We start from the raw sequence: 12,562 nt of genomic DNA on the forward strand, positions 1-12,562 counted from the left end.
GGCCAGCACGGCCGGGTGGGTCGCCTCGAAGGAGGCGCGCTGGGAGAGGGCGTGCCGCCCGTAGTCGTCCGCCATGCTCGAGAGCTCCGGGCGACGTGACGGCGTGGTGTTTTCCTCCCGCACAGCGTCGCCTCCCGCATTCCTTATTGCGCGTTTGAACGCTACCAATGCATTACAAGGGGAGAGAGTGCCCTGCAACAGCAGGTTAGCGTCAGAGGAAACGCCGAGATTCGTGCTTGCCCTCTTCAAGCGGCCGTTTGAAGAAGCACACGGCCGTATAGGGTTTCTGCTCGTTCACTGAGAAGCTAACCATCTCCCAGCCCTGCTTCCCTAGCGAGTTCGCTTTGCGCATCATTTCATTCATTGCATCGTCACCCAACGTGTGGAACCAGGTGTACTCCCATTGCGGCGCAGCATCGCTCATCGCGCCACCCTAGGCGAGAAACAATGAAGATTGTGGTTTTTCCACCGCGCCACATCACGGTTTCAGCAAAACTTTGATGGCTCGACGCTGATCCATCGCACGGTAGCCCTCGGCGACCTGCCCGAGCGGCAGAACACTGTCGAAGACCTTGCCGGGCAGTATCTTTCCGTCCAGGACACGGGTGATCAGATCCGGCAAAAATCGTCGCACGGGCGCTGGACCGCCACGGAGGCCGACTTGCAATCGGAACAAGTCTTCGCCGGGGATGCTGACGTCGTGTGGGACGCCGACGAAGCCGACGAAGCCGCCGGGTCGAGTCGACTGAATCGCCTGAGTCATTGCGCCGGCGGTTCCTACGCACTCCAAGGTAGCGTCGGCGCCGATGCCTTGCGTCATGTCCTTGATGCGCGCGACACCGTCGTCCCCACGCTCCTCGACGATGTCGGTCGCGCCGAACTGCGTGGCCAGTGCCTGTCGCGGCGCATGGCGACTCATGGCGATGATGCGCTCCGCGCCCATCTGCGCGGCGGAGATAATGCCGCAGAGTCCGACCGCGCCGTCGCCGACGACCGCCACCGTCATACCGGGCTCTACCCGCGCACATTCGGCGGCGTACCAACCGGTTGCCATCACGTCAGAAAGCGTCAGTAGGTCGGCCACCTGCTCGTCCGGTGGCGGCTCTGGAGTCGCGACCAGGTTTCCGTCGGCCATCGGGATCCGAATGGCCTCGGCTTGGCATCCGCTCATCAACATTCCGTTCAAGCAGGCGGTTTGGATTCCGTTGCGACAGTTGGGGCAGGTGTTGTCGCCGACGAAGAACGGTCCGATGACGAATTGGCCTGGACGTACTGTGCGGACGTCCGGGCCAACCGCCTCGACGATCCCGCAATATTCATGCCCGAACGGCTTAGGCTCCGGTACAGGTGCGATGCCCCGGTACTGCCAGAGGTCGGACCCGCAGACGCAGGTGGCTGCCGTGCGGACGATGGCATCGGTGGGCTCGACGATGGTGGGTTCGGGCAGTTCTTCCAGACGCACGTCGCCCTTGCCGTAAATGACTGCACCTTGCATTTCTCTCCTTCGAGATCGGTCTGTTCTGGAGTACCCGCGAAGCCGCCGATTCGTTGCGCCTGAGTAATGTCAGTACCAGATCCGAGACGGCATCAAAACTTCGAGGGAGCCTGATGACGAGCAACCAAGTCAAGCCGACGACGACCGATGGCGGCGCCCCGGCGCCCAGCGATGACCAATCATTAACCATTGGCCCTGACGGCCCGATTCTGCTGCAGGATCACTACCTGATTGAGCAGATGGCCAACTTCAACCGGGAGCGCATTCCGGAGCGTCAGCCGCACGCGAAGGGCGGCGGGGCGTTCGGGCACTTCGAGGTGACCCATGACGTCAGCCGGTACACCCGGGCGGCGGTGTTCCAGCCAGGCACCAAGACCGACACGCTGATCCGGTTCTCCACTGTGGCCGGCGAGCGCGGCAGCCCGGACACCTGGCGTGATCCGCGTGGATTCTCGCTGAAGTTCTACACGTCGGAGGGTAACTTCGACATGGTCGGCAACAACACTCCGGTCTTCTTCATGCGCGATCCGCTGAAGTTCCAGCACTTCATTCGCAGCCAGAAGCGGCGGTTGGATAACAACCTGCGCGACAACAACATGCAGTGGGATTTCTGGACGCTGTCACCGGAGTCGGCGCATCAGGTGACCTGGCTGATGGGCGACCGGGGTATTCCGAAGAGCTGGCGTCACATGAACGGCTACTCCAGCCACACCTACAGCTGGATCAACGCTGACAGCGAGATCTGCTGGGTGAAGTATCACTTCAAAACCGATCAGGGGATCGATTTTCTGACCCAGGAGGATGCTGACCAACTGGCAGGTGAAGACGGCGACTATCACCAGCGCGACCTGTACAACGCCATCGAGAGCGGCGATTTCCCGAGTTGGACGCTCAACGTCCAAATCATGCCGTTCGAGGACGCCAAATCATACCGGTTCAACCCGTTCGACCTGACCAAGGTGTGGCCGCACAGCGACTATCCGCTGCAGGAGGTCGGCAAGCTGGTGCTCGACCGCAACGTCGAGGACTATCACGCCGAGATAGAGCAGGCCGCGTTCGAGCCCAACAACATCGTGCCCGGCACCGGTCTGTCGCCCGACAAGATGTTGCTGGCCCGGGGCTTCTCCTACTCCGATGCGCACCGCGCCCGGCTCGGAGTCAACTACAAACAGATCCCGGTGAACACGCCGAAAGTCGAGGTGCACTCCTACTCCAAGGACGGCGCCATGCGGATCCGCAACGCCGCCGACCCGGTGTACGCGCCGAACTCCTATGGCGGGCCGCAGGCCGACCCGGCGCGGGCCGCAGAAGTGCGCTGGTTCGCCGACGGCGACATGGTGCGGCACGCCTATACGCTGCGCCCTGACGACGACGACTGGAGCCAGGCCGGCACGCTGGTACGTCAGGTGCTTGACGACGCGGCGCGGGATCGTTTGGCGAACAACATTGTTGGCCACGTTCTGAAGGGCGTCAAGGAGCCGGTGCTGTCACGGGTGTTCGAATACTGGCGCAACATCGATGCGGACCTCGGCAAGAAGATCGAGGAAGGCGTCCGAAACGGCGGCTGACATCAGCCGGGTTCACCCTGGCTTGCCCGCGGTCACGAATTGCAGGGCGCGCTGGGTGTGCTGTTCGATGTCGACCAGCCCGGCCGACGTGAACAGGTCGACGAACGCGCTGCGCTCGAACATCCGCACCCCGATCACGCCGGCGCCCACCGCCAAAGCCTGCCGGATCGGCGGTTCGCCACGGGCGCAACTGGTCAGCACCGCAATCCGACCGTGCGGCTTGAGAACCCGCACCATCTCCTCGGCGACTACAAACGGCTCTGGCACCAGGTACAGCGCGCCGAAGCAGCACACGGCGTCGAACGTCTCGTCGCCGAAGGGCAGGTGGTGGGCGTCGCCGCGCACATAACAGACTCGCGGCCCACTGTTGTCCAGCACCGCCCGAGCCAGCATCGGCTCGGAAATGTCGAACCCGATGGCCAAGCCCCCGGCGGACACGCTTTTCGCCAGTTCTCCTGTGAAATTGCCTGGCCCGCAAGCCACGTCGAGCAATCGCTGCGGACCGGCGAGGCGTAGAGCTTCCACGGCCCGGCGTTGCTCGGCGCTAGTGGTGACGCCGCTGGCCAGATAGAACGAGAACGGGCGCCACAGCCGTTCGTAGACGGTCGCCATCACCGGACTGTTCATCGCACGCTGGGCGAACGTCGGCGCAGGGGCGCTGGTCGAAGCGCCCAACACGTCGAGAAAACCGTGCCGCACCGAAGCGGTCGTAGTGAGAAGTTCGCGGGCCTGCCGCAACCGGTCGTCGTCGGTGTCCACTCCTGAAGTCTGCCCGTCTCGCGGTTCCGCCGGACACCGGGCCCGGTAACCGCTTATCCTTGCCGCGGTCGGAGCCGACGCCATAACCTGGGTCACACGGGTCGCGGGATCCTCCGCGTGGAGGGGATGTCTGGAATGTGCCGGTGAGCGGATGGACCGGACTGCGCGTCGACGAACTCGCCGGCATGGACATCTTCAAGGGATGTCCCGCCGCCGATCTGATGCCGCTGGCGGCGAGTCTGTTGCCCTTGCGGGCTGCCGCCGGCGAAGTGCTGATGCGGCAGGGTGAACAGGCTGTCTCCTTTCTACTGGTCTCGTCGGGTACCGCTGAGGTCAAGCACGTCGGTGACGGCGATGTCATGACCGTCGAACGGGTGCTGCCGGGGATGATCGTCGGCGAGATCGCCCTCCTGCGCCACATCCCGCGGACGGCGACCGTCACAACCACCGAACCGCTGACCGGCGGGATCGGCGACAGCGAAGCCTTCGCCCGCCTAGTGCAGATCCCGGGCATCATGCAACGTCTGGTGCGCATGGTCCGCCAACGGTTGGCCGCCTTCATCACGCCGATCCCGTTCCGCATTCGCGGCGGCCCCGAATTGTCGCTTCGCCCGGTCCTGCCCGGCGACAGTGAGCGCACCGTGCACGGTCACGTCCGCTTCTCCCACGAGACGCTGTACCGCCGGTTCATGACGGCCCGTGTTCCCAGCCCCGCACTGATGGACTACCTGTCCCAAGTCGACTATGTCGACCACTTCGTGTGGGTGGTGACCGACGGCGTCGACCCCATTGCCGACGCCCGCTTCGTGCGCGACGAGCACGATCCGACGCTCGCCGAGATCGCGTTCACCGTCGCCGACGCCTACCAAGGCCGGGGAATCGGCACCTTTCTGATCGGCGCGCTGGCGATCGCCGCCCGGGTCGGCGGTATCGAGAAGTTCTCCGGGCGGATGCTTTCCGACAACCTGCCGATGCGCGCGATGATGGACCAATTCGGTGCTTCCTGGCGGCGCGACGACGTCGGTGTCGTCACCACGGTGATCGAAGTACCCGACATCCGTCACCTGCCACTGGGGCGCGACATGGCCGACAAGATCAAGCACGTTGCGCGGCAAGTGATCCAAGCTGTCGGCTGATGCGACTGTGGATCACTGTGCTGGTGGTCGGGCTTGCCGCCGCATGCGCGAAGGGCCCAGCGCCAACACCTTCGGCTACGTCGCCGGCGGCTGGGCACGCCACCAATCCGTCGAGAATCAAAAGAATCGTTCGGGACCTGCCCAGCGGATACGAGGTGACAACTGTCGCCGGTGTCACCGCGCCCGCGACGATCTGGGGTCTGGGCGTCGGGTGGACGGCTGACCCGGTCCAGTGCGCGGCGCTGGCCGACCCAGCGGCCGGCCACACTGAATCAGCGCAGGGCGTCTCCGGGTCAGGCGTCGGCGGCATCGTCTACGCAATCGTCGCGCCATTTCCTGCTGTCCGTCTGGACCCGGCGATCGTCGCCGGATGCCCGCGTTGGACGGCGACCAACGGCCGGGCACGGTCGGACGTGCGGCTCGTTGACCCGCCCCACCTCGACGGCGCCGAGACCGTCGCAATGGCAAGCGACACGACGACTTCCGCCGAAGGCGGCAGACGGATCGAATCGCATGCAGAGACGTTCATCGCCTATCTGGGCGACTCTTGCGCGTTCACCACGCTGGTCACCGATCCGGGGTCGGGGCACTCACCACTGCCACCGCAATTCGCCGCCGACTTGCTCGTCAAAACGGTGTCCGCGTTACGCGGTTGACCCGCCTTTGTTGGGTAGATTGACGACGATGATCAGGGCCGTGCTCGCGATCGGCTGCGTGTGCTGGCTTACCGCCTGCACTCCGGCCGCGCAGACTTCGACCTCGCCATCCGCCGATATAGGGAAGATCGGCGAGGTCAAAAATAGCTTCGGTCCCGAATTCCACGTCACCAGCGTCGCGCCGACGGGCATCGATCCCAAGCTGCTGACCGCGCAGAAGCTGCCGGACGGACTGAAATTCGAACCCGCGGACTGCGCGAAGTTCGCCACTGCCCAAGGGGTGCCGCCGGGAGTGCAGGGCAACATGGCCGCCGTCGTCGCTGAGGGCGACGGCAACCGCTTCATCGCCATCGCGGTGCAGACCTCGAAACCGGTGCCGTTCAGCGACCCCGGACCGGGTTGTCAAAAGGTCGGCTTCGGCGGCGGCCCGGTGCGAGGCCTGGTCGAAGTGGTCGACGTGCCGCAGATCGCCGGGACACGCACCCTCGGTGTGCATCGAGTCGTGCAGACGGTGATCGGTGGTAAGCCCAGCGGCGGCGAGATCTACGACTACTCCGCGCATTTCGGTGCCTACCAGGTGATCGTCACCGCCAATTCGGTGCTGGTCGCTGACAAGCCCGTTGTTCCGGTCAACACCCAGCGGGCGCGGGAGTTGCTCAGCACTGCGGTGACCGCGGTGAGAGCTGGTTGAGTCAGCGGACGTCTCGGGGCCGGAACTGGATACTGACCCGCGGCCCGGTGGGCGCGGCCGTCTTGGGCACCGCGTGCTCCCACGTGCGCTGGCACGATCCGCCCATCACCAGCAGATCGCCGTGACCTTGCGGCAGCCGCAGCGACCGGCCGCCACCCCGCGGCCGCATCGCGAACGTGCGGGTGGCGCCGAGGCTGACGATGGCCACCATGGTGTCCTCTTTGCGGCTGCGGCCAATGGTGTCGCCGTGCCAGGCGACGCTGTCCGAGCCGTCTCGGTACAGGCACAATCCGACCGTGGTGAACGGCTCGCCGAGCTCGCCGGCATAGCTGTCGTTGAGCCGTCGCCGCAGTCGGCCCAGCTGCGGGTGCGGAGGTTCTTCGGTGACCAGATCGTGAAAACTGACCAGTCGCGGCACGTCGACCACCCGGTCGTACATGTGCCGGCGCTCCGCTCGCCAAGGCACCGTCGTGACCAGCGCGTCCAAGAGCTCGCCGGCGTCCGTCAGCCAGCCGGACCGCAGGTCGATCCAGGCACCCTGGCCGAGCAGCCGACGTTCGCTGTGTTCGAACAGCGACTCCTGTACCGCTACCGCCACGGCCGCCAGTTTATCGCACGGCCGTTCGAACGCCACCCTGTGACGGTGGGTTGGCATTAACGTTGCTAGCTGTGACTGGCGGTGGCCTGGGTCTTGACTCCGAGGTGGGAGTGCTGCGGGTGGTCATCGTGCACCGGCCCGGCGCTGAGCTGGCGCGGCTCACGCCGCGCAACAATGACCAGCTGCTGTTCGACGGCTTGCCGTGGGTGGCCCGCGCGCAAGACGAGCACGACGCGTTCGCCGAACTGCTCCGCTCCCGCGGCGTCGAGGTGTTGTGGCTCTCCGACCTGCTGACCGAGGCGCTGAGTAGCGGAGCCGCCCGGATGCATGGAATCGGAGCGGCCGTGGACGACCGTCGGCTGGGCGTGCCGTTGGCGCACGAGCTTTCGGCCCACTTGCGCAGCTTGGACCCGACCGCGTTGGCGCATGTCTTGATGGCGGGAATGACGTTCACCGAGTTGCCGCCGGACACCCGGACAGACGTGTCGCTGGTGCGTCACATGCATCACGGTGGTGACTTCGCCATCGAGCCGTTGCCCAATCTGGTGTTCGCCCGCGACTCGTCGATCTGGATCGGTCCGCGGGTGATCATCCCGTCGTTGGCGCTGCCTGCCCGCGCCCGCGAGACGTCGCTGACAGATCTCATCTATGCCCACCATCCGCGATTCACCGGCGTGCGGCGTGCCTACGAGTCGCGCACCGCGCCGGTCGAAGGTGGTGACGTGCTGCTGCTGGCGCCCGGCGTCATTGCCGTCGGCGTCGGTGAGCGAACCACACCAGCAGGAGCAGAAGCGTTGGCCCGCAGCCTCTTCGACGACGATCTGGCTCATACAGTGCTGGCTGTGCCAATCGAGCAGAAGCGCGCGCAGCTGCATCTGGACACGGTGTGCACGATGGTCGACATCGATGCGATGGTGATGTACGCCAACGTTGCTGACAATCTGTCCGCCTTCACCATTCAGCGCAATGGCGAAGGGGGGGTGCAGATTAGCGACGCGGCGCCGTTCGTCGAGGCGGCGACGACCGCGATGGGCATCGAGAAATTGCGGGTCATCGGCACCGGTCTGGATCCCGTCATCGCCGAACGCGAGCAGTGGGACGACGGCAACAACACCTTGGCATTGGCGCCCGGTGTCGTCGTTGCCTACGAGCGAAATTCGCGAACGAACGCGCGTCTGCAGGATGCCGGCATCGAAGTGCTGACGATTGCGGCCTCAGAGTTGGGCACCGGCCGTGGCGGTCCGCGCTGTATGTCGTGTCCAGTCGCCCGCGACCCGCTTTAGCTGGCCGCGAAACTGTTGAGATTGCCACCATGGTCGTGCTCGATGGAAAATCACAACCCTGGCGGCGATTTCGCGGCACTTCGGCGGGCGAGCGCCTCGCGCACTCGTCGGACGACATCGGTCGGTCGGTCCTCGCCTATGACTTTGATTACGCGCCAACCGAGCCCCTCGAGCATCTCCGCTCGCCGAATATCTATTACGTATTGTCTCCGGTCGCGACGGTGATGGTCCCCGTCATACTCCACGCCCACCTGCGGGCCTTCCCAACCCATATCGAGGTAGGCGACGAACTGACCATCGGACACTCGGACTTGGGTAGTCGGTCGAGGTAGTCCTGCATCGAAGAGGATGAGCCGCAACCAGCTCTCCTTCGGTGACTGGGCACCGGCGTCCATGAGCGACAGCGCGGTTCTGCACCGCCGCACGCCCCTGAGACGTTTGTGGCGATCGATCATCGGTGCAACGTCCGCGGGCGTCATCCCCGTCGCACGGGCCAGCGCGTCAAGATGGGTGACGGCGACGTTGCGCGGAAGGTGCCGGGCCAGATCGAAAGCGGTGCGGGCCGGCGTAGTCACGGGTAGCCCGGCCAGTAGCGTGACGTCATCCGCGCTGAGCGTTTCGCGACGGACGATGATTCCCGGCGGTGCGTGGTTGAACCGCCCGATCAGCTCAACACAGGTGAATTCGTCGACCCATTTAGCGCCGTGCAGCGCCGCGGCGGCGCGGCCGGCGATAATGCCTTGGCGGCCCGACCACAGCCAGGCCGCGACGACGTTGTCGTGTAACGACCTGACCATCTGCTTCGGCAGGTAGACATCGCGATAGATCGCACGGTAATTCCAGCGCAACTGGCCGCGGGTAAGGGCGCCGCTGGCTACTGCCTCAGTTCCCCGGAAGACCGCCGCCATGAGGCAAGGATGGTTCACGCCACCGACATCGCATCCAGATTGCGGCCATGGTCGCTCTCACTTGTGCATCACAGCCATGGCGGCAATTTCGACGCAATTCGCGCCCTCGAAAGTTATCGCCAGCTGGGCAGCCAGATCTCCATGTTCCAGGTCGACTGTGAGATCGGCTGACCGGTAAGCACCGGGAACAGCCATGCGAAATTCGTCACCACCAGCGCGACATAGCAAGATACGGCGATCATGCCGAGCGTGCGGCGTTCAGGATTCTGCCCCGGCTCGTACAGCACGTCGCCGAGAATCAGCGCGATCGCCATCACCAGGAAGGGCGCCATCGTGGCGGCGTAGAAGAAGTACATCTGCCGGTCGATGTCGGCGAACCACGGCAGCCACCCGGCGCAATAGCCGACCAGCACTGCGGCATACCGCCAGTCTCGGCGCACGAAGGTGCGCCAGCAGGCGTACAGCAGAACCGGTACCGAAAGCCACCACATCGCGGGTGTTCCGACCAGCATCACCGCCTTGACGCACGACTGTGCACCGCACCCCGGAATGTTCTGCTGATCGATGGCGTACAACACCGGCCGCAACGACATCGGCCAGGTCCAAGGCTTGGACTCCCACGGATGGTGGTTGCCCGCCGAATTCGTCAGTCCCGCATGAAATTCGAAAGCCTTATCGGTGTAGTACCACAACGAGCGGATGGCATCGGGCAGTGGCAGGGAGCCCTCCGGGCCGATCGTCTGACCGACTTCGTGCCGGTCGATCGCGGTCTCCGACGCGAACCACGCTGCGTAGCTGGCCAGGTAGACGCCGAACGGGATCAGCAGCAGCGCATACGCGGTGGGGAAAACGTCACGGCTTAACGTCCCCAGCCACGGCCTCGGCGCCCGGTACTGACGACGCGCGGCGACATCGAACGCCAGCGACATGACTCCGAAGAACAACACGAAATACAGGCCGGACCACTTTGTGCCACAGGCTAAACCGAGCAGAACGCCGGCGCCGAACCGCCACCACCGCACGCCCAGCCGTGGTCCCCAGGCCCTCTCGGCGCTGCGTCCTTGCAGCAGCGCGACGTGCATGCGCGCGCGAACCTGGTCACGGTCGACGATCAGTGCGCCGAACGCCGCCGCCACGAAGAACGCGAGAAAGCCGTCGAGCAGCGCAGTGCGCGCGGAGACGAAGCTGACGCCGTCGGCGATCAGCAGCAGGCCGGCCAGACCGCCGACCAGCGTCGAGCGGCTGATGCGCCGCACGATCCGCACCACCAGGCCGACCATGATCACTCCGAGCAGCGCGCCGGTGAACCGCCAGCCCAGCCCGTTGTAGCCGAAGATCGCTTCACCGATGGCGATCAGCTGCTTACCGACCGGCGGATGAACGACCAGACCGAAGCCGGGATTGTCCTCGACACCGTGGTTGTGCAGCATCTGCCAGGCTTGCGGCGCGTAATGCTTCTCGTCGAAGATCGGCGTCCCGGCGTCGGTCGGCGAGCCGAGGTTGATGAACCGCGTCACCGCTGCCAGGGCAGTTACCGCACCGGTGACGACCCAGCCGTACCAGCGGTCGACCGGCCCGAAATCCGGTATCGGCATCAGCGGCCCGGGACTGATGACTGGTGCTCCGCGCTCCTCTTCGACGACGAGGCTGTCGCGGGTCGGGGCGGTTACCACAAGCGCCGCTCCTCCTCATCGCTTCGCTCTGCATCGTCGTCGGCGGTCGCCACCAGCGCCGCTCCTCCTCATCGCATCACCACGATCGTAGGCTGTGCGCCATGACCGGTGGCCGACTGTTGCTGGGTGCGACCCCATTGGGCCAGCCGGCCGACGCATCATCGCGGCTGATCAACGCACTGCGCTTCGCCGACGTCATCGCCGCGGAGGACACCCGGCGGGTGCGGAAGTTGGCCAGGTCGCTGGAGGTGTCGATCACTGGCGACGTGATCAGCCTGTTCGACCAGAACGAAGAGGCGAAAGTTCCCGGCCTTGTCGACCGGATCGACAGCGGCGCGACAGTGCTGATGGTCAGCGACGCCGGAATGCCGCTGATCAGCGATCCGGGCCACCGGTTGGTGGTCGCGTGCGTCGACGCGGGCCTGCCGGTGATCTGCCTGCCCGGGCCGTCAGCGGTGACGACCGCGCTTGCGGTGTCCGGCCTGCCGTCGGCGAAGTTCTGCTTCGAGGGTTTCGCTCCGCGCAAGCACTCCGCACGCAGGACCTGGCTGGCTTCGCTGGCTGACGAGCCCCGCACGTGTGTGTTCTTCGAGTCCCCGCGCCGGCTGCAAGCCTGCCTCAACGACGCCGTCGAGCAGCTCGGCAGCGAACGTCAGGCGGTGGTGTGCCGTGAGCTGACCAAGGTGCACGAGGAGGTGGTGCGCGGATCGTTGGGGGAGTTGGCGGCCTGGGCCGACGATGGGGTGCTCGGCGAGATCACGGTCGTGCTGTCCGGTGCCGTCCCGCGCGCCGACCTCACCGCACTGGTGGACGAAGCAAACGACCTGATAGGCACCGGAGTCCGGGTGAAAGACGCCTGCGCCCAAGTGGTCGCAGCGCATCCGGGTGCGCGATCGCGCCGTGAGCTCTATGACGCGGTGCTGCGGTCCCGCAGCCCGTAGCCGCTAAGGGATCCCGGCGAACACCGCGGGCAGCTGCCCGATGATCGGGGCCGCCTTGGCCAGGCATTCGTCCCATTCCGCGTCGGGGTCCGAGTCGGCAGTGATCCCGCCGCCCGAGCCCAGTACGGCATTTCCTGCGACGTCGAATTCGACGGTGCGGATCGCCACGTTCAACTCACATCCGGCAACTGGCGAAGCCAAACCTACTGCGCCGCAATACACGCCGCGTCGCTGTTGTTCCCATTGCGAAATAAGTTGCCGCGCACGCAGTTTGGGAGTCCCGGTGACGGAGCCGGGCGGGAAAGCGGCGTTCAGCAGCGCTGCGGTCGGCAGCGCGGTCGGCACCCGCGCCGACACCGTCGACACCAGATGCCACACACCCGGGGCGCGCTGCACCCGCAGCAGCTCCGGCACACGAACTGTGCCGGTGATTGCCACCCGGCCGAAGTCGTTGCGCACCAGATCCACGATCATGATGTTCTCCGCGACGTCTTTGGCCGAGGCCCGCAGCGCCGACGGCCGGGCGTGCAGCGGCAAGGTGCCCTTGATCGGGCTGGAGGTGACCATCTCACCGCGTCGACGCAAAAACAGCTCCGGTGACAACGACGCCACGGCACCCCACTCACCGGCGACGTAAGCGGCCCGCGCGGGTGCGGTGCGCGAAACCCCCTCGACGAAGAAGTCCAGCGGTGATCCGGTCACCGTCCCGGTGAACTGCGTGCACACGCACGCCTGGTAAACCTCACCGGCGGTGATCGCCGCCAGGCAGTCCAGCACGCCGGCGCGGTGGGCGCAGCGGTCGGCGTCGCGCCAGTCGATCCGGCAGATCCCCGGGGCCGCCGGCGCCTCCAAGG

Annotated in this window: 13 protein-coding genes; 6 read left to right on the forward strand and 7 right to left on the reverse strand. The window is 65.6% G+C overall.

Translation table 11 applies throughout. The annotated features are described in order from the left end of the window. Positions 1-211: 211 nt before the first annotated feature. A complete protein-coding gene (locus tag WA317_RS17935; protein WP_425174317.1) occupies positions 212-424 on the reverse strand; it encodes a hypothetical protein in 213 nt (70 codons plus the stop codon). Positions 425-478: 54 nt separating this feature from the next. Continuing rightward, positions 479-1,495, reverse strand: a complete 1,017-nt coding sequence (locus tag WA317_RS17940; protein WP_425174318.1) for a zinc-dependent alcohol dehydrogenase family protein — start codon at positions 1,493-1,495, stop codon at positions 479-481. 113 nt (positions 1,496-1,608) lie between these two features. On the opposite strand from WA317_RS17940, the gene WA317_RS17945 reads away from it, so the two are divergent. Beyond that, on the forward strand, positions 1,609-3,063 hold the full coding sequence (locus WA317_RS17945; protein WP_425174319.1) for a catalase: 1,455 nt from the start codon (positions 1,609-1,611) through the stop codon (positions 3,061-3,063). A 12-nt stretch (positions 3,064-3,075) separates the two neighbouring features. Here the strand turns inward: WA317_RS17945 and WA317_RS17950 are convergent, their stop codons facing one another. After that, on the reverse strand, positions 3,076-3,822 hold the full coding sequence (locus WA317_RS17950; RefSeq protein WP_425174320.1) for a class I SAM-dependent methyltransferase: 747 nt from the start codon (positions 3,820-3,822) through the stop codon (positions 3,076-3,078). A 143-nt stretch (positions 3,823-3,965) separates the two neighbouring features. Between WA317_RS17950 and WA317_RS17955 the strand changes: the two genes are divergently transcribed. Genes WA317_RS17955 through WA317_RS17965 form a run of 3 tightly spaced genes read left to right on the forward strand, consistent with a single transcriptional unit; the run spans position 3,966 to position 6,305 of the window. After that, positions 3,966-4,958: a GNAT family N-acetyltransferase gene (locus WA317_RS17955; protein ID WP_425174321.1), complete on the forward strand. Its 993-nt coding sequence runs from the start codon at positions 3,966-3,968 to the stop codon at positions 4,956-4,958. Then, positions 4,958-5,614 (forward strand): DUF5642 family protein, encoded by a 657-nt coding sequence (locus WA317_RS17960; protein WP_425174322.1) that lies wholly within the window; start codon positions 4,958-4,960, stop codon positions 5,612-5,614. The genes WA317_RS17955 and WA317_RS17960 overlap by 1 nt, the downstream gene beginning before the upstream one ends. 28 nt (positions 5,615-5,642) lie before the next feature. Beyond that, positions 5,643-6,305, forward strand: a complete 663-nt coding sequence (locus WA317_RS17965) for a DUF5642 family protein (protein WP_425174323.1) — start codon at positions 5,643-5,645, stop codon at positions 6,303-6,305. A gap of 1 nt (position 6,306) precedes the next feature. On the opposite strand, the gene WA317_RS17970 is transcribed toward WA317_RS17965, so the two are convergent. Beyond that, the gene (locus tag WA317_RS17970; protein ID WP_425174324.1) at positions 6,307-6,903 is read right to left on the reverse strand and encodes an alpha-ketoglutarate-dependent dioxygenase AlkB; all 597 of its coding nucleotides are present in this window, start codon (positions 6,901-6,903) and stop codon (positions 6,307-6,309) included. Between the two features lie 71 nt (positions 6,904-6,974). On the opposite strand from WA317_RS17970, the gene arcA reads away from it, so the two are divergent. Beyond that, positions 6,975-8,186, forward strand: coding sequence for an arginine deiminase (gene arcA, locus WA317_RS17975; RefSeq protein WP_425174325.1), 1,212 nt, complete (start codon positions 6,975-6,977; stop codon positions 8,184-8,186). A gap of 50 nt (positions 8,187-8,236) precedes the next feature. Here the strand turns inward: arcA and WA317_RS17980 are convergent, their stop codons facing one another. Both WA317_RS17980 and WA317_RS17985 read right to left on the reverse strand, forming a co-directional pair. Beyond that, on the reverse strand, positions 8,237-9,094 hold the full coding sequence (locus WA317_RS17980; protein ID WP_425174326.1) for a hypothetical protein: 858 nt from the start codon (positions 9,092-9,094) through the stop codon (positions 8,237-8,239). A gap of 113 nt (positions 9,095-9,207) precedes the next feature. Next, positions 9,208-10,689 (reverse strand): dolichyl-phosphate-mannose--protein mannosyltransferase, encoded by a 1,482-nt coding sequence (locus WA317_RS17985; protein ID WP_425174329.1) that lies wholly within the window; start codon positions 10,687-10,689, stop codon positions 9,208-9,210. A 179-nt stretch (positions 10,690-10,868) separates the two neighbouring features. On the opposite strand from WA317_RS17985, the gene rsmI reads away from it, so the two are divergent. Then, complete coding sequence (rsmI, locus tag WA317_RS17990; RefSeq protein WP_425174327.1) at positions 10,869-11,708, forward strand: 16S rRNA (cytidine(1402)-2'-O)-methyltransferase; 840 nt, start codon at positions 10,869-10,871, stop codon at positions 11,706-11,708. A gap of 3 nt (positions 11,709-11,711) precedes the next feature. On the opposite strand, the gene WA317_RS17995 is transcribed toward rsmI, so the two are convergent. Then, positions 11,712-12,562 (reverse strand): aminodeoxychorismate synthase component I (locus WA317_RS17995; RefSeq protein WP_425174328.1); only part of this gene is annotated, 851 nt, incomplete at its 5' end.

Source organism: Mycobacterium sp. (assembly GCF_049802695.1).
Taxonomy (GTDB): Bacteria; Actinomycetota; Actinomycetes; order Mycobacteriales; family Mycobacteriaceae; genus Mycobacterium.

Excerpts from the sequence above, each read along its gene's own strand:
- WA317_RS17935 (WP_425174317.1), bottom strand. The coding sequence starts at position 424 with ATGAGCGATGCTGCGCCGCAATGGGAGTACACCTGGTTCCACACGTTG.
- WA317_RS17940 (WP_425174318.1), bottom strand. The coding sequence starts at position 1,495 with ATGCAAGGTGCAGTCATTTACGGCAAGGGCGACGTGCGTCTGGAAGAA.
- WA317_RS17945 (WP_425174319.1), top strand. The coding sequence starts at position 1,609 with ATGACGAGCAACCAAGTCAAGCCGACGACGACCGATGGCGGCGCCCCG.
- WA317_RS17960 (WP_425174322.1), top strand. The coding sequence starts at position 4,958 with ATGCGACTGTGGATCACTGTGCTGGTGGTCGGGCTTGCCGCCGCATGC.
- WA317_RS17965 (WP_425174323.1), top strand. The coding sequence starts at position 5,643 with ATGATCAGGGCCGTGCTCGCGATCGGCTGCGTGTGCTGGCTTACCGCC.
- WA317_RS17980 (WP_425174326.1), bottom strand. The coding sequence starts at position 9,094 with ATGGCGGCGGTCTTCCGGGGAACTGAGGCAGTAGCCAGCGGCGCCCTT.
- WA317_RS17985 (WP_425174329.1), bottom strand. The coding sequence starts at position 10,689 with ATGCCGATACCGGATTTCGGGCCGGTCGACCGCTGGTACGGCTGGGTC.
- rsmI (WP_425174327.1), top strand. The coding sequence starts at position 10,869 with ATGACCGGTGGCCGACTGTTGCTGGGTGCGACCCCATTGGGCCAGCCG.